Consider the following 15788-nt stretch of genomic DNA (forward strand, 5'->3'; position numbering starts at 1 on the left):
CCATTGGTAGATTACTATCTAACAGGTCTGATTATACCATTACTGGACAATTCAAGAGCGTACGGAATGACACTCACTCTCTGGCTCACCTTTCTGCTGGCGTCGGTTCTGATCAGCGTGTCTCCGGGTGCGGGGGCCGTCAACACCATGAGCAACGGCCTCCGGTATGGCGTCCGGCGGTCCTTGCCCGCCATCATGGGTCTGCAGCTCGGCTACGGCGCCCAGATCCTGTTGGTTGGCGCCGGCCTTGGGGCTCTGGTCGCGACCTCCACCATCGCGCTGACCGTTATCAAATGGATCGGCGTCGTCTACCTGGTCTGGCTGGGTATCCAGAAGTGGCGGGAACCACCAATGGCGGCAACCAGCGACGACAAGGCGCCCCTGAGCCACCGGAAACAGTTCTGGAACGCCGCTCTGGTCAACCTTACGAACCCGAAAGCGACAGTGTTCCTTGTAGCCCTGTTTCCCCAGTTCCTTGTCGCCGACGCACCACATGGCCCCCAATTGCTCACCATGGGAACCACACTGATCCTGGTGGACTGCATGGTTATGGTCGGATACGCCCTGCTGGCCAGCCAGCTGTTCCGCTTCATGACCACGCCCCGGCGACAGCAACAGATGAATCGGGTGTTCGGCGGCCTGTTCGTGACCGCCGCCATGGCATTGGCAAGTTTCAAGCGAACCGCCTAGCGCAGGATACACTCCCGGCTATAGGCGTTGCTGATCTTACGCCGCTTCTGCCGGAGGCTATTCCCCCGGTCGTTTTTGTAGCCGGCGCGAAGGCGTGACTGAATGCCGGCGAGCACTTCCTTGTAACGGGCGCACTGCCGGGCCTGCTGTTCTCTCTCCTTCGCCCGAGCATTTGGCTTCCGGGGGCGATCCGACGACGACAACATATCCGAGACCTCGCGATGGGTCTCCCTGACCCGCTTTGACTGGCCGAGGTTTTCTGACATGGGCACCGTCGAGGGCGCGCGTACGTCCAGGGTTTGATGGGGCAGCCGCTTCGGAGGTTCGTCGGAAAAATGAACCGATCCACGGGCGTCGATCCATCGATAGATTTCACTGTGGGCGGGGAGACTGATAAACAGACAGCAACAGGCAACAGCCAGAGTCCTTGGCATCATGATCCACATCCTGTGGTTTTGAAATGGAGCGGGCAGTATACCCGGGATCGACGGGAAAGTGGGGGCGGAGGGGTTATCCCCCCCGCCCCCGGGTCTCCGGGGTCAGCCGGAAGAGCTAGCGATCGAGCAACTCGATCCAGTGTTGGACCGCCACCGGAGACTTGGTCTCCAGGTGCATCTGACAGCCGATGTTGGCAGTGACGATGCGATCGGGATTATCGACAGTCAGCGCCTTGATCTTGTTGTCCAGGAGCTTCTGGCTAAGCTCCGGCTGCAGCACCGAGTAGGTGCCGGCAGAGCCACAGCACAGATGCTTGTCTTTGGTTTGCGCCAGATCCACGCCCGCCTTGGCCAGCACCTGTTCCACCACACCGGTCTGTTTCATGGCGTGTTGCAGGGTACAGGGGCAGTGGAAAGCCACTTTTCCCGGGCTCTGGTCAAGCTTGAGCTTTTCCAGGTCCTGTTTCAGCAGGAACGCGCCAAGATCGATGCACAGCTCGCTGACCTTCCGGGCCTTGGCGGCGTAAACCGGATCGTCCTTGAGCAGGTGACCGTAGTCCTGCACCATGGCGCCGCAGCCGGACGCGGTCATGATGATGGCTTCGGCACCGGCCTCGACAGCCGGCCACCAGGCATCGATGTTCTGGCGCATCCGCTCCAGACCTTTCTCGTGTTCCGAGAGGTGATAGTTCACCGCGCCACAGCAACCGGCTTCCGGCGCCTCGACCATGGTAATGCCCAGTTTGTCCAGAACCCGCGCAGCGGCCGCGTTGGTGTTCGGTGTTGCCGATGGCTGGACACACCCGGCCAGGGCAAGCACCACCCGGTTGTGGCTGGCCGACGGCCAGGGGCTGGCCGTTTTCCGGGGCGGAACCTTGGTTTTCAGGGCCCCCGGTAGCACCGGACGGAAGACCTGCCCAAGGCGCAGCAGCAAGCCAAACAGCTGCCGATTGGGGAGTACCCGGGCCAGGGCCCAGCGCATCCACTTGTCTTTCGGCTCGCGGGGCACTTCTTTCTCGACGAGGGCACGGCTGATGTCGACCAGGCGGCCATACTGGACACCCGAAGGACAGGTGGTTTCACAACTCCGGCAGGTCAGGCACCGGTCAAGGTGGTCCCGGGTTTTCTCCGTGACTTCCTCGCCTTCCAGAAACATCTTCATCAGATAGATCCGGCCACGGGGACCATCCCGCTCGTCATTCAACTCTTGGTACGTCGGACAGGTCGCCGTGCAGAAACCGCAGTGCACACAGGCCCGCAAAATGGATTCAGCTTCCTGACCTTCCGGAGTATTGGCAAATTGTTGAACCAGATTCGTTTGCATAATTACAACCAGCTATAAAGACGGCCCGGATTGAAAATGCCGTCGGGATCAAACGAGTTTTTCACACGGCGCTGGATGGCTTTCAGCGCCTCGGGCTGCGAGTGCATCACCTCACCGCTACGGTCACCACCACGGAACAGGCTGACCTGACCACCGGCGGCTTTCGCCAGCGGTTCCAGGTCACTCAGCGTCGCTTCACCGCGATACCAGCGCTGAGAGCCCGCCCAGTCGATGAACCAGTTGCCTTCCATGTTCGGTGTTGCGGCGGTGGAATCCACCGAAAAGCGCCACAGCGGGACATCGTTTCCGGCAAAGAAATCATGCTGCAGGTCGCGCACCTGCTGCCAGAAATCGTCGCCATTCTCCATGACCTCTCCGGACCATTTATCCGCCGTCGCTTCTACGGCCGATCGGGCGCCGGACAGGCGCAGATAAACCTTGCCATCCACCCAACACGCACCGGTGATCGGCTTGGATTCGCCAGCACGTCGGTTCATGTAGTCGACGACCTCGTGCATGGCCATATCTTCGACCAGCGTCATGGTGGCTGCCGGCTTCGGCATCACCTTCAGGCTGACTTCCGTGATCACGCCGAGCGTGCCCATCGCACCGGCCTGGAGCCGGGAGACGTCATAGCCTGCCACGTTTTTCATGACCTGCCCGCCAAAACGCAGATGCTCACCTTTGCCATTGAGAAGGCGGACACCCAGCACCTGATCCCGGACAGAGCCACTCCATGGGCGTGCAGGGCCAGAGAGGTTGCAGGCAAGTGTGCCGCCAATGGTTGAGGCGGAGCCGAAACGGGGCGGTTCGAAGTGCAGGCACTGCCCTTCTTCGGCCAGCGCGGCTTCAATGTCCTTGATGGGTGTTCCGGCGCGAACGGTGAGCACCAGCTCCACCGGATGGTATTCAACGATACCGGTATGATCGGCGAGGCTCAGCGTTTCGGCATCGCTGTCGGCAGCCCGGCCCATGAACGCCTTGCTTCCGCCACCGACTATGTTGAGTTTCTGCCCGTTGCTGCGGGCCTGGAGCACCTGCTCCTGTAACTGTTGGGTCATATCAGCCATGGGCGGCATCCGTTTGTTCATGCTTGTGTTGCTTGTGTTCGATGGAGCGGTATTCCTGACAGAACTTCAGGGTGGGAACCCCCTTGCCCGGGTTCAGGATACCGGTCGGGTCGAATGCGGCTTTGACGTCATGGAACTGCTGCAGCTCTTCATCGTTGAACTGCACGGCCATTTGCCGGATCTTTTCAACCCCGACCCCATGTTCTCCGGTGATACAGCCACCCACCTCTACGCACAACTCAAGAATACGGCTGCCAAAGGCCTCGGTGGTCTCGAACTCGCCGGGTACGTTCGCATCGAACAGGATCAGCGGGTGCAGGTTGCCGTCGCCGGCGTGGAACACGTTGGCCACACGCAGCCCATACTCCTCGGACATCTTTTCCATCTCGAGCAGGACACGGGCCAGGTGACGGCGGGGGATAGTGCCATCCATGCAGTAATAGTCCGGTGAAATCCGGCCCACTGCCGGGAACGCGGACTTGCGCCCTTTCCACAACAGCGCCCGTTCCTCTTCACTCTGGGACGTTCGGATGGAGGTCGCTCCAAGCTTACGGAACAGTTCCTCGGCCTCGGCGATGTGCTCGTGGACCTCTTCTTCGGTACCATCGACTTCACACAGCAACAGCGCCTTGGCCTCGCGCGGATAGCCCGCCTGTGCAAAGTCGTCCGCGGCAACAATGGCGTGGCCGTCCATCATCTCCAGTCCACCGGGAATGATGCCATGGGAGATAATCCCACCGACTGCATCGCCGCCCTTTTCCACACTATCGAACCCGGCCATGATCACCTGTGCCACTTCTGGCTTCGGCAGGAGTTTGACCTTCACTTCCGTCACCACACCGAGCAGCCCTTCGGAACCGGTCACCAGGGCCAGCAGGTCCATGCCGCAGCTGTCCAGACCATCGCTGCCTACGGTGATCAGCTCGCCCTCGGCCGTGACCATTTCGACACTCAGGATGTTGTGCACCGTCAGGCCGTATTTCAGGCAGTGCACGCCGCCGGAATTCTCCGCCACATTGCCACCGATGGTGCAGGCGATCTGGGACGAGGGATCCGGACCGTAGTACAGCCCGAACTGGGCCGCTTCCTCGCTGATCGCCAGATTCCGGACGCCGGGCTGGAGCCGTGCCGTTCGACCCAGCGGGTCGATGTTGAGAATCCGGTTAAACTTGGCCAGCGAGAGCACCACCCCCTCTTTGTGTGGCATGGCGCCGGCACAGAGTCCGGTACCGGCACCGCGGGCAACCACCGGGACGTCGTTTTCATGACAGATACGCATGACCCGCTGTACATGCTCCACGGTCTCCGGCAGCACCACGAGCATCGGCATTTCCCGATACATAGCGAGGCCATCGCACTCATAGGGTTTGAGGGTTTCGTCATCGGTGATGACGTATTCCGGATCGATGAAAGACCGGAATTGCTCCGCCAGCTGCGCTTTGCTGGCTTTCGGCTTGGTAGTCATAACAATCTCTGATTCTGGATATCGTCGGTCCCGCGCCCGCGGGACTAACCGGGGCGGGCCCGAAGGCCCGCCTGTTCAGTTCAGACAGCGCTTACTGACGTTTGGTTTCGAAATAATCGAGTCCCGCCTGCGCGCAGTCCATATCCTGCTGCGGGGTGCCGGAGCTGATACCGATGCCTCCGACCACCTCACCATCGACGATCACCGGCAAGCCACCACCCACGGAACTGATGCGCCCGCCCACTTCGGTATGGATACCGAAAGCCAGGCTGCCGGGCGTATTCACCTTGTTGTACTCATGGGTCGCCTTCTTGGCCGCCGCGGCGGTGAACGCCTTGTCCTGGGCAATGGTCACGCTGGTGATCTTGCCGCCGTCCATACGCTCGAATGCAATCACGTTACCAGACTCGTCAACCACCGCGATGCACATGGGCACCCCGATTTCCCGAGCCTTTTGCGCGGCTCCCTCAATGAGGATTCTGGCCTCGGCCAGATCAAGCCGGTTAATCGTCAACATACTCTGTTACTCCTCTTTTTAGTGGCCATATACGAGATTCGGCAACCAGGTCACCACACCCGGAATCAGGATGCAGATGAAGAGGCCGAACGCCTGGATCGCCAGGAACACCAGGGAGGACTTGAAGATGGTTCCCATGGTGATTTCCGGCGGGCACACACCGCGAATGTAGAACAGTGCGTAACCGAACGGCGGACTCAGGAAAGACATCTGCATGTTCACCAGGTAAAGCACACCGAACCACAGCACCACATCCTCACCGGCCACCGGCGGGAATCCGAACAACCCCGGGAATTCCAGCGCCTGAACGATGGGAATGAAGATGGGCACGGCCAGCAGGAGAATGCCAACCCAGTCCAGGAACATACCCAGAACCACCAGCAGCACCATCAACAGGAACAGAATGCCGTATGCATGCATCCCGGTTCCCAGAATGGACTCGGTGATGAAGTCCTGACCACCCTGAAGAATGTAGAACCCGACGAACACGGACGCACCGAACATGATCCAGAGCACCATCGCGGATGCCTTGGCGGTGGTCACGGACGCATCGCGCAGGGTAGCAATGGTAAACACCTTGTGCTTCATGGCCACCAGGATCGCGCCGAAGGAACCGATACCGGCCGCTTCAACCGGCGTGGCAATACCACCGAACAGCAGGCCCAATACCAGGAACACCAGAATCAGGGGAGCAATCAGGTCTTTCAGCAGTAACAACTTGTCCTTGAGCCCGATACGATCCTCTACGGGAATCGGCGGCCCCAGCTTCGGGTTCAGCTTGGCGCGGATCCAGACGTAAAAGACATACAGGCCAGAGAGGATCAGACCGGGAATCACCGAACCGAGGTAGAGTTCGCCCACAGACTGCTGCGCAACAACCGCGTACAGGATGGCAAGGATCGACGGCGGAATCAGGATGCCCAGCGTACCGCCAGCCATGATCGAACCCAGGGCGATCTTGTGGTCATACCCGCGCTTGAGCATCGCCGGCAGTGCGATGATGCCCATGGTAACCACCGCCGCACCGATAACACCGACCATGGCGGCCAGAATCGTGGAGGCCACGATGGTCGCAATGGCCAGGCCACCGCCAACGCCGCCCATCCATTTGTAGACCACATTGAACATCTCTTCGATCAGCCCTGCCCGTTCGAGCATGGAGGCCATGAAGATGAACAGCGGGATGGCCGCCAGATCCGAGTTGGTCATCATCGGGAAGATCCGGCTGGGGATGATGTTCAGCATCAGCGAATCCCCAACCAGATAGATAAAGGCGACGCCCAGGCCACCGGTTACAAAGGCCAGCGGCAAGCCCATCATCAGCGCCACCAGCAGGGATCCGAACATCAGATAGGTCAGCGTCCCGATGTGGACATCCGACAGGCTACCGGCCAGTTTGAACAGGAATTTTTCGTCACTGAACGGATCGTAGAAAAGGATATTGACGATCTCGACAAACATCACGAAGGCCAGTGCCACCGTGGCGATGATCATCAACCAGGTGCCCAGCTTACCCCGCAGGTTGCCGGCACCGGCATTGTTTACAGTCGTGGAACTCATGCTTGCTGCTCCCGGCCAAGCTTGACGAACAGGGCGATGTCCTTAACCAGTTTGGACAGGCCCGCCAGGGTGATCAGGATGGCGCCCAACAGCATCATGGCTTTCACCGGCCAGTACTGTATCTGCCAGGTTTCAACGGTCCGCTCGTCCATCGAGTAGGAATTCTGGAAGAACGTCCAGGAAGTGATCGTCAGTCCCAGGGAGAACATGAAGAAAAACATCGACGTGAAGATGTCCATTCCGATTCGACCACGAACAGGCAGCAGGTTATAGATAACATCCACACGCACATGGGCCCCATGCAGCATGGCAAACGCACCCGCCAGCAGGTATTGCATACCGAACAGCAGGAAGCTCGCTTCGTGCACCCAGATGGTCGGCATGTTGAACAGATAGCGCATGACCACTTCGAAGAAATAGAAAACCACGGCGTTCACTGTCCAGAAGGAAATGAAGATGCCGGATTTGTCACTGATCCAGTCGATCACGCGGGTGAACCGGTTTTCATAGTCCGACTCGATTGTTTTCGACATCTCAGCTTCGATTTCCTGAAGCTTTTCATTGGCCAGCGCGTTCTTGTCGATGGCCTGGGTGCCCCGCTTACTGGACCAGCGATCCCAGGCCATCATGATCAAGGGCATTACAGCCAGCCAGCCCCAATAGAACCAGTGGGGCAGCACGAAGCCGAAACCACTTAACTCAGACATAGTGTTACCACCTCAGTCACAACGCGGGGAAGGGAGGAAGCACCTTGAACCCAAGGCACTCCCTGCCCTTCCCCGTGAACGTTTATTGTTGAATGTCAGCGTTTACATTTCTTTCTTCGCTTCATCCAGCTCAGCCTGATCGATGTAGCCCACCAGCGGGTTCATCATGTACTTGAGCTGCATGTCGAAGATTTCCTTGGCGTCCTCATCCTTGTTGGCCCAACGGAGCCACACAGGGATAGCTGCACGACGGAACTCACGAAGATCTTCCTGGCTCAGACGGGTCACCTGGTCGCCGTCTGCCTTGAACTTCTCCATCGCTTCAACGTTGCGCTTCTGAATCGTGAGGTAGTGCTTCTGCGAGTAGATCCGGACCTCGTCCTCAACCAGCTTCTGCAGTTTCGGATCGAGGGCGTTCCAGGCGCGCAGGTTTACTGTCAGGTCCATCAGATCCACCGGCTGGTAGATGGACATGACCCCTGGCGGTCCCAACAGGATGTAGTCGGTGACCTGGGAGAAACCGAGCTCGTAGTTAACGGCCGGGCCGACGTAGTCAGCCGCGTCGATGGTGCCTTTCTCCAGAGCCGGGAAAATGTCGGATCCCGGCAGGCTGACGGTGGACACACCGAACTGCTGGAACACCTCGGCCACCATGCCGCCCGGGACACGGATCTTCATACCCTTCAGATCTGCCAGGCTGTTAACCGGCTTCTTGGAGTGAATGATGTTGGCGTCGTGCTGGATCGGGCCAACGTAGAACAGGCCGTACTTCTTGTAGATTTCACGGGTCTTCTCAAGCATACCCAGGGAGTAGAACATGGTGTCCCACTGGCTGGGCTGATCCGGACCGGCCGGATAGGAAGACAGGAATACTGATGCCGGGATCTTGCCGGACCAGTACAGAGTAAACGGGTTCATACCCTGCAGTACGCCGTTACGAACGGCATCGAACAGGGCGTTGTTATCCGCGGCAACTGACTTGGCCGGATACGGCTTGAAGACCAGTTCCCCACCGGATTTTTCCTTGATGCTGTTGCACCATTCTTCGAACAGGTTGTAGCCAACCGTCCCGGCATCCCAGACAGACTGGATCTTCCAGGTGGTTGCGGCCTGAGCCTGTCCGGCTCCCATCATCATTGCGCCTGCGAAAGCGGCGCCCACAGCGGCAGTCTTGAGAAATTGACGACGAGGTGAGGACTCACCTGTGTCATCGTGCTTACGCGTCTTTTTTATCGATAACATCGAGACGTCTCCGTTGGCGTTGTTTTTATCAGCGTCAGGTTAAAACGTCGGCACAGGCCGACATTACAAAAAAGATATTCGTAGGCAATCCAGTTTTAGTCCAGCCGATATCGCACTGGTCAGACCAGTTTTTCCTGTATGGAAAATGGACGAATAATGCGAAATCAGCCATATTTACGGGGCTCGGGGGCACAAAGCCTTGAGGCTTTTTTTACCGTCACAACACCCTCGACTGGTCAGACCAGACGATCATCAAAGGCAAGGGCATGGCAATATCCCAGGAAATCTCATACCGATTGGAGCGCCTGATCCTCGATGGCGGGCTGGCTCCGGGCCAGAAAATACCGTCTGAGCGGCAGCTGGCGAGCCGTTTGCGGGTGTCCCGGGCCATCATCCGGGAAGCCTTGCACGAACTGCAGGGACGAGGCGTCATCGAAACCCGCCATGGCAAGGGATCATTTGTGGCATCCCTGGTCGCCGGCGCCGAAGACCTCGATGAACAGGGGCCTCTGATGCACCTTTTCGAAGGCCATCCGAGAACCCTCTATGACCTTCTTGAAGTGCGTGAACAGCTGGAGGGACAGGCGGCCTTCCTGGCCGCCCAGCGGGCGACCAGCCTGGATCGCCATCGGATTACCAAGGCCTTCAGGGCCCTGGAGGACACCGATCCCCTCAGCAATGCCAAGCCGGATCACGGCTTCCATCTGGCCATTGTCGAAGCCTCGCACAATCCGATCCTGGTCCACGTGCTCAACGGCCTGAAAAACATGATGCTGCTGACGGTCCAGGCCGCTGTCTCCAACCTCAATCCCAGAGAGGAGATGCGCAAGACGATTGTTCGCCAGCATCGCCAACTCTATGACGCCGTGATCTCTGCCAAACCTGCGTCTGCCCGTAAAGTGGCGATGGCCCACGTCCGCTTCGTCAGCGATATGCTGAAGGACATGGAGCAACAGGGGGACAAGGTGATTCGCGCATCCCATATCCCCGGGGCGATTGCGCCGGATCAATCAGGTATTGATTTCCGGCGCCACAGCCCGTAAAACATGCGCCTTTATCCAAAGCTCAGGAGTTACCCATGGCGGACCAAGCGCCCTTGATCTGCAGGGACATCACCAAAACCTTTGATCAGCTTGAAGTTCTCAAGGGTGTGTCACTGGAGACCCGAAAGGGCGATGTGGTATCCCTGATTGGAAGTTCCGGCTCTGGCAAGAGCACCTTTCTACGCTGTATCAACCTTCTGGAAACCCCCACCTCCGGCGACATTATCGTGCACGGTGACCCAATCCGGTTCACCAACAACCGCAAGGGCGAGCGCATTCCCGCCGACAACAAGCAGGTGGAGCAAATCCGATCCAAGCTTTCCATGGTCTTCCAGAGCTTCAATCTCTGGTCCCACATGACCGTGCTCGAGAACATCATCGAGGCACCGGTGCATGCGCTCAAGGTACCCAAAAAGGAAGCGATCGAACGGGCCGAAGCCTATCTCCAGAAAGTAGGCATCTACGAGCGCAAGGACTACTACCCTGCCCAGATGTCAGGCGGTCAGCAGCAGCGCGCGGCCATTGCCCGGGCGCTGGCAATGGAGCCGGAGGTCATGCTGTTCGACGAACCGACCTCGGCACTGGATCCGGAGCTGGTTGGCGAAGTGCTCCGGGTTATGCAGAGCCTGGCCGAGGAAGGCCGGACCATGATCGTGGTGACGCACGAAATGGCGTTTGCAAGGGATGTGTCCAGTCAGGTCCTGTTTTTGCATCAGGGCGTGATCGAGGAACAGGGTACACCGGAAAAGGTGTTCGACCACCCGGACTCGGAGCGCATGAAACAGTTCCTGGCTCCCAACTTCTGAACACCGGTGCTATCTTGAACCCGTGTTGGATCAAAACATCCAAAAAACTATAAGCCCACAAGGCAAACCACTGGAGAAGTGACACATGAAGAAACTGATTATTGCAGCAAGTTGCATGCTGGCGCTGGTTGCCGGCTCTGTGCAGGCCAAAGACTGGAAAGAAATCCGCCTGGCGTTCGACGTGCCTTACGAGCCGTTCGAGTACAAGGACGAGAACGGAAACCTGACCGGTTTCGAAGTTGAACTGGCCAAGGCCATGTGCAAGGAAATGAAGGCTGACTGCGAGTTCGTCATCCAGTCCTGGGACGGCATGATTCCGGGCCTGCTGGCTCGCAAATTCGACGCCATCTTCTCGTCCATGTCCATCACCCCGGAGCGGGCCGAGCGCGTCAATTTCTCCGAGCCGTACTACAATACCCCGGGCGGCTGGTTCGCACGCAAGGACTTCAATGCTGACGTTACCAGCAAAGAGGACATGAAAGGCAAGGTGATCGGCGTCCAGCGCGGCACCACCATGGACACCTACGCCACCAATGAATTCGGCGGCATTGCCACTATCAAGCGCTACACCACCGCAGACGACATGGTTCTGGATCTGGAAGGCCAGCGTCTGGACGTGGTCTTCGTGGACTACCCGGTCGGCGAGCAAACCATTCTGACCAAGGATGCCTTCAAGGAAGTGGGCAAGCCGGTCAAGCTGGGTGAAGGCGTCGGTGTTGCCATGCGCAAGCGTGACAAGGATCTCGCCGCCAAGGTTAACGCAGCCCTGAAGAAACTGAAGAACGACGGCACCTACGATGCCATCATGAAGAAATACTTCAGCTACGACATCAAGATGTAAACTGCGTGGGGCGGTCTTCCCGACCGCCCCTCATGACCGGATTCCCCCATGTTCGACCTCAAAGGCTATGGCCCCGAACTCCTGGACGGTGCGGTTGTTACCGTCGAACTGGCCTTCCTCTCCCTTGCCCTTTCGCTGTTTCTGGGGCTGCTCGGCGCCTCATCCAAGTTATCCGGAAACCGGATTGCCTACGGCATCGCGACGTTCTACACCACCGTCATCCGGGGCGTTCCGGACCTGGTCATGATGCTGCTGTTCTATTACGGCGGCCAGGTGATGGTCAATTCGCTGTCCGATTTCCTGTACGACCATTACCAGATCGACTTTTTCTTCCAGTTCGATCCGTTCATTTCCGGCGTTGTGACGATTGGCCTGATCTTCGGCGCCTATATGGCCGAAACCTTCCGGGGCGCCTTTCTCGCAGTGGATACGGGGCAGATTGAAGCGGCCCGTGCCTATGGCTTTACCCGCTGGCACACCTTCCGGCGGATCATGGTGCCCCAGATGCTGCGCCATGCGCTGCCCGGGCTCGGTAACAACTGGCAGGTGCTGCTTAAGTCCACCGCGCTGGTGTCCATCATCGGTCTGACTGACATGGTTCGGGTAGCCGAGGAAGCCGCCAAGGCAGAACGCATGCCGTTCCACTTCTTTGTACCTGTCGCGTCGGTCTACCTGCTGCTGACGGCGGGTTCGGAACTGTTCATCAAGTGGCTGAATAAACGCGCCAACGTTGGCGTGGCTCAGGGTGCGCAAAATGCCTGACTTTATGGCGCAATGGCTGAATCAGAACGATATTTTCACCGCGATGACCATGATGGAATACTGGAACGGGCTGGTGAATACCATCCAGCTGGTATTCCTGTCGTTGATCATCGGTCTGATGTGCGCCATCCCGCTGGCGATCCTGCGGACCATGAAGAACCCGTTCATCTCCGGTCCGGTGTGGGTCTACACCTATCTGTTCCGGGGAACGCCGCTGCTGATCCAGCTGTACATCATCTATTACGGCATTGCCCAGATCCCCGGCATCCAGGACACCTTCTGGTGGGAAATTTTCCGGGAGCCGTTCTACCCGGCCCTGCTGGCGTTTGCCCTGAACACCTGCGCCTACACCACGGAAATCATCCGCGGGGCGATTGTCTCAACGCCCGCCGGTGAAATTGAGGCGGCCAAGGCCTACGGTATGAACTGGTGGATGCGGATGCGTCGGCTCATTCTGCCCAGTGCGGCGCGTCGTGCGGTGCAGGCCTACTCGAACGAGGTCATTTTCATGCTGCACTCCAGTGCGATTGCCAGTGTGGTGACCATTGTGGATCTCACTGGTGCGGCCCGAAACATCTACTCCCGGTTTTATGCGCCGTTCGATGCGTTCATTTTTGTGGCGCTGATCTATCTGACACTGACGTTCATTCTGGTGTTTGCTTTCCGCAAGCTGGAAAATCATCTACTGAAGCACCAGCGGCCGGTTGGGTCCTGAACCCTCTGATCCACTAGTCCCGACTTCGGTGCATGGTCATGGGGAGAACCCTCGTCCGGGGACCGCTACGGGCACATCCATGTGCGCTTGAGCGAAGCCGTCCATGGCTTCGCACATCCCCGGACGAGGGTTCTCCCCATGACCCCAACTTTTTGGGGATTTCGCGATGAATGCATCCTCCGTACTTTTTGATTCTTCGGATAGCTGGCTGGATCATACGTTGGCCAACGCCTCAGAATCCCCTGCCCCAACCATGCAGAGGCTTCCTGACGGAACCACCATCACCCGACCGCTTGTGGGCGTTCTGGAGGTAACACCTGCAGCCACGCACCAGAACCCCAACGGCGAAGCCCTGATTGTCTCCGTGGGAGTCCACGGCAACGAGACGGCCCCCATCGAAGTGCTGGATGGGCTGGTCAACGAGATTCTTGCGGACGACTGGCCAGTGGCCTGCCCGCTGTTGTTGGTCATGGGCAATCCCCCCGCCATGGTGGCCGGCGAGCGATTCATCGATGTGAACATGAACCGGCTGTTTTCGGGTGCGCACGGCCGGGACGAGTACAGGGGATTACCCGAGGCAACCCGGGCATCGCAGATTGAATCGCTTTGTCGTGAGTTTGCCCATCGGCATGCCGCGTTGGCACTCAACCACTACGACCTCCATACTGCCATCCGTCCGTCCCATCGGGAGAAGTTTGCGCTCTACCCCTTCGTGGAAGGACGACAGGTGCCGGAGAGGCAGTGCGACTTCCTGCTTGAGGCGGATGTAGAGACGTTGTTGCTCCAGCACAAAGCCGGTACGACGTTTTCTTCGTTCACATCCTCGGAACTCGGCGCCGAGAGTTTCACGATTGAGCTGGGTAAGGTTCGGCCATTCGGTCAGAACGACCTGGCCCGGTTTGCCGGCATTCGGGATTCGCTACGGCGCCGCTTCCGGGGGGATCCGCCGCCCGCTTCAGCCGCAGACCGGCGTTCGTTGAGCGTCTTTGAGGTGGTGCATGAGATTCTGAATACCGGTGAGGGCTTCCGGTTTTTCATTCCCGATGATGTGGCCAATTTCACGGAATACGCGCCCGGCACGCTGATCTGGGAGGATGGGTCACGGAATTATCGGGTTGGCGCCGTACCCGAAGCTATTGTTTTTCCTAACCGGGAGGTGCCCATAGGCCAGCGTGTGGGCCTGATGATCCGTGAACAAGGGGTCAGATGAAGGCTTTCATCTGACCCCGCTGTCGGGCTGATCGGCAAGCACTAAAGCTGGAAATCGTAGATCGAGCCGACGCCCAGGATTCCCGTTAATTCATCCAGCGCCTTGCGCACTTCCTCAAGCAGCATGGGATCTGCCAGATCCTGCTGTGACAGCTGATCCCGGTAATGGGCTTCCACCCAGGTGGTCAGGCGCTCGTAGAGATCATCGGTGAGGATCACGCCCCGGTTCAGCGCCTGCAATTCGTCATCGCTCAGCACGACCCGCAGGCGCAGGCAAGCAGGCCCTCCCCCGTTCCGCATGGACTGTTTGACATCGAAGACTTCAACCGCCGTGATCGGGCCATCCTCCGCCACCAGGGCATCCAGGTAGCGACTGACAGAGGCTACTTCCCGGCACTCGCCCGGAACTGCCAGCAGCATGCCGTCGGGGGCGTTGAGGAGCTGGCTGTTGAACAGGTAGGAAGCCACCGCGTCCTCGATCGGAACGTCGGCGCTCGATACCCGCACGGGCTGTAACTCCGCGCCCGTCAGCCGTGACCGGATATCGGCCAGAACACGCTCCTCTTCCAGGAAGGCCATCTCGTGATAGAACAGGGTATTGCCGTTGCCCACCGCAATGACGTCGTTGTGAAACACGCCGGCATCAATAGCATTCGGATTCTGTTGGGCAAAGACGCAATGCGCGTCTTTCAGCCCGTGAAGGCGAGCAATGGCCTCCGACGCCTCCAGGGTTTGCCGGGCCGGGTATGTCCGGGGCGCCGGGGCCTGGTCATTGAATGCCGCCTGTCCGTAGACAAAAAGCTCGACACCCGGATCGCCATAGCCTCCGCACAGGCGGGTATGATTCGCCGCACCCTCGTCGCCGAAGTGACTGACCGACGGTAAGGCCGGGTGATGGGCAAAGTAGCCCTCATCGGTAAAGATCGCTTTGAGCGCCCGGCCGGTCACCTGGTGTTCGATGGACCGGTGGAACTTGGCACTCAGGTTCGCGGGTGTGAAGTGGACCCGATGATCCGACGTGTCGGCACTCGGCGAGACGGTGGCGGCGTTGGCCGTCCACATGGCAGAGGCAGAGGAGACCGCCGCCAGAACGGCGGGCGCCTCGCTGGCAGCCTTGCCCAACACTTCAGCGTCGGATCCGGTGAACCCGAGGGATCGCAGAGTCGGAAGGTGTGGACGCTCATGCGGAGGCAGCACTCCCTGAACATAACCACGGTCCGCCAGACGCTTCATTTTTGCCAGGCCCTGCAGTGCGGCTTCTTTGGGGTTCGATACCGCATGCACGTTCGATTTTGAAGCAACATTTCCCCAGGACAGGCCCGCGTAGTTGTGGGTGGGCCCAACCAATCCGTCGAAATTCGCTTCTACTGCGTGTTGGCTCATGATGCGTCGTCCGTCTT

The 15788-nt window shown here is 58.8% G+C and carries 16 protein-coding genes; 7 read left to right on the plus strand and 9 right to left on the minus strand.

Annotated elements, in window-relative coordinates; translation table 11 throughout:
• The first annotated feature begins 66 nt into the window (after positions 1-66).
• Entirely contained in the window at positions 67-690 is a 624-nt protein-coding gene (gene rhtB, locus MSNKSG1_RS11435) for a homoserine/homoserine lactone efflux protein (protein WP_008939432.1), read from the plus strand.
• Here the strand turns inward: rhtB and MSNKSG1_RS11440 are convergent.
• From MSNKSG1_RS11440 to dctP, 8 genes are all read right to left on the minus strand, one after another.
• Positions 687-1127: a DUF4124 domain-containing protein gene (locus MSNKSG1_RS11440; protein ID WP_008939433.1), complete on the minus strand. Its 441-nt coding sequence runs from the start codon at positions 1125-1127 to the stop codon at positions 687-689. The genes rhtB and MSNKSG1_RS11440 overlap by 4 nt on opposite strands.
• Before the next feature lie 115 nt (positions 1128-1242).
• Positions 1243-2451, minus strand: coding sequence for a glycolate oxidase subunit GlcF (gene glcF, locus MSNKSG1_RS11445; RefSeq protein ID WP_008939434.1), 1209 nt, complete (start codon positions 2449-2451; stop codon positions 1243-1245).
• A 2-nt stretch (positions 2452-2453) separates the two neighbouring features.
• Entirely contained in the window at positions 2454-3521 is a 1068-nt protein-coding gene (glcE, locus tag MSNKSG1_RS11450; RefSeq protein WP_040886884.1) for a glycolate oxidase subunit GlcE, read from the minus strand.
• The gene (locus MSNKSG1_RS11455) at positions 3514-4986 is read right to left on the minus strand and encodes an FAD-linked oxidase C-terminal domain-containing protein (protein WP_008939436.1); all 1473 of its coding nucleotides are present in this window, start codon (positions 4984-4986) and stop codon (positions 3514-3516) included. Before MSNKSG1_RS11455 ends, glcE begins: the two co-directional genes overlap by 8 nt.
• 91 nt (positions 4987-5077) lie before the next feature.
• The gene (locus MSNKSG1_RS11460; protein ID WP_008939437.1) at positions 5078-5503 is read right to left on the minus strand and encodes a GlcG/HbpS family heme-binding protein; all 426 of its coding nucleotides are present in this window, start codon (positions 5501-5503) and stop codon (positions 5078-5080) included.
• A gap of 18 nt (positions 5504-5521) precedes the next feature.
• Complete coding sequence (locus MSNKSG1_RS11465; protein WP_008939438.1) at positions 5522-7063, minus strand: TRAP transporter large permease; 1542 nt, start codon at positions 7061-7063, stop codon at positions 5522-5524.
• On the minus strand, positions 7060-7770 hold the full coding sequence (locus MSNKSG1_RS11470) for a TRAP transporter small permease subunit (RefSeq protein WP_008939439.1): 711 nt from the start codon (positions 7768-7770) through the stop codon (positions 7060-7062). Before MSNKSG1_RS11470 ends, MSNKSG1_RS11465 begins: the two co-directional genes overlap by 4 nt.
• A 102-nt stretch (positions 7771-7872) precedes the next feature.
• A complete protein-coding gene (gene dctP, locus MSNKSG1_RS11475; RefSeq protein ID WP_040886863.1) occupies positions 7873-9012 on the minus strand; it encodes a TRAP transporter substrate-binding protein DctP in 1140 nt (379 codons plus the stop codon).
• A 266-nt stretch (positions 9013-9278) separates the two neighbouring features.
• Between dctP and MSNKSG1_RS11480 the strand changes: the two genes are divergently transcribed.
• From MSNKSG1_RS11480 to MSNKSG1_RS11505, 6 genes are all read left to right on the plus strand, one after another.
• Entirely contained in the window at positions 9279-10055 is a 777-nt protein-coding gene (locus MSNKSG1_RS11480; protein WP_040886864.1) for an FCD domain-containing protein, read from the plus strand.
• 35 nt (positions 10056-10090) lie between these two features.
• Positions 10091-10861 carry an ABC transporter ATP-binding protein gene (locus MSNKSG1_RS11485; RefSeq protein ID WP_008939442.1) on the plus strand — a complete coding sequence of 257 codons (771 nt, stop codon included), beginning with the start codon at positions 10091-10093 and terminating at the stop codon, positions 10859-10861.
• An 85-nt stretch (positions 10862-10946) separates the two neighbouring features.
• Positions 10947-11702 (plus strand): transporter substrate-binding domain-containing protein, encoded by a 756-nt coding sequence (locus MSNKSG1_RS11490; protein ID WP_008939443.1) that lies wholly within the window; start codon positions 10947-10949, stop codon positions 11700-11702.
• 48 nt (positions 11703-11750) lie between these two features.
• Positions 11751-12464, plus strand: coding sequence for an ABC transporter permease (locus MSNKSG1_RS11495; protein ID WP_008939444.1), 714 nt, complete (start codon positions 11751-11753; stop codon positions 12462-12464).
• Positions 12457-13179 (plus strand): ABC transporter permease, encoded by a 723-nt coding sequence (locus tag MSNKSG1_RS11500; protein ID WP_008939445.1) that lies wholly within the window; start codon positions 12457-12459, stop codon positions 13177-13179. Before MSNKSG1_RS11495 ends, MSNKSG1_RS11500 begins: the two co-directional genes overlap by 8 nt.
• 166 nt (positions 13180-13345) lie before the next feature.
• On the plus strand, positions 13346-14389 hold the full coding sequence (locus tag MSNKSG1_RS11505; RefSeq protein ID WP_008939446.1) for a succinylglutamate desuccinylase: 1044 nt from the start codon (positions 13346-13348) through the stop codon (positions 14387-14389).
• A 41-nt stretch (positions 14390-14430) separates the two neighbouring features.
• On the opposite strand, the gene astB is transcribed toward MSNKSG1_RS11505, so the two are convergent.
• Entirely contained in the window at positions 14431-15771 is a 1341-nt protein-coding gene (gene astB, locus MSNKSG1_RS11510; RefSeq protein WP_008939447.1) for an N-succinylarginine dihydrolase, read from the minus strand.
• Between the last annotated feature and the right edge of the window lie 17 nt (positions 15772-15788).

Source organism: Marinobacter santoriniensis NKSG1, from assembly GCF_000347775.1.
Lineage (GTDB): Bacteria > Pseudomonadota > Gammaproteobacteria > Pseudomonadales > Oleiphilaceae > Marinobacter > Marinobacter santoriniensis.

Coding starts and splice junctions, on each gene's coding strand:
- rhtB (WP_008939432.1), top strand. CDS start 67: ATGACACTCACTCTCTGGCTCACCTTTCTGCTGGCGTCGGTTCTGATC.
- MSNKSG1_RS11440 (WP_008939433.1), bottom strand. CDS start 1,127: ATGATGCCAAGGACTCTGGCTGTTGCCTGTTGCTGTCTGTTTATCAGT.
- glcF (WP_008939434.1), bottom strand. CDS start 2,451: ATGCAAACGAATCTGGTTCAACAATTTGCCAATACTCCGGAAGGTCAG.
- glcE (WP_040886884.1), bottom strand. CDS start 3,521: ATGGCTGATATGACCCAACAGTTACAGGAGCAGGTGCTCCAGGCCCGC.
- MSNKSG1_RS11455 (WP_008939436.1), bottom strand. CDS start 4,986: ATGACTACCAAGCCGAAAGCCAGCAAAGCGCAGCTGGCGGAGCAATTC.
- MSNKSG1_RS11460 (WP_008939437.1), bottom strand. CDS start 5,503: ATGTTGACGATTAACCGGCTTGATCTGGCCGAGGCCAGAATCCTCATT.
- MSNKSG1_RS11465 (WP_008939438.1), bottom strand. CDS start 7,063: ATGAGTTCCACGACTGTAAACAATGCCGGTGCCGGCAACCTGCGGGGT.
- MSNKSG1_RS11470 (WP_008939439.1), bottom strand. CDS start 7,770: ATGTCTGAGTTAAGTGGTTTCGGCTTCGTGCTGCCCCACTGGTTCTAT.
- dctP (WP_040886863.1), bottom strand. CDS start 9,012: ATGTTATCGATAAAAAAGACGCGTAAGCACGATGACACAGGTGAGTCC.
- MSNKSG1_RS11480 (WP_040886864.1), top strand. CDS start 9,279: ATGGCAATATCCCAGGAAATCTCATACCGATTGGAGCGCCTGATCCTC.
- MSNKSG1_RS11485 (WP_008939442.1), top strand. CDS start 10,091: ATGGCGGACCAAGCGCCCTTGATCTGCAGGGACATCACCAAAACCTTT.
- MSNKSG1_RS11490 (WP_008939443.1), top strand. CDS start 10,947: ATGAAGAAACTGATTATTGCAGCAAGTTGCATGCTGGCGCTGGTTGCC.
- MSNKSG1_RS11495 (WP_008939444.1), top strand. CDS start 11,751: ATGTTCGACCTCAAAGGCTATGGCCCCGAACTCCTGGACGGTGCGGTT.
- MSNKSG1_RS11500 (WP_008939445.1), top strand. CDS start 12,457: ATGCCTGACTTTATGGCGCAATGGCTGAATCAGAACGATATTTTCACC.
- MSNKSG1_RS11505 (WP_008939446.1), top strand. CDS start 13,346: ATGAATGCATCCTCCGTACTTTTTGATTCTTCGGATAGCTGGCTGGAT.
- astB (WP_008939447.1), bottom strand. CDS start 15,771: ATGAGCCAACACGCAGTAGAAGCGAATTTCGACGGATTGGTTGGGCCC.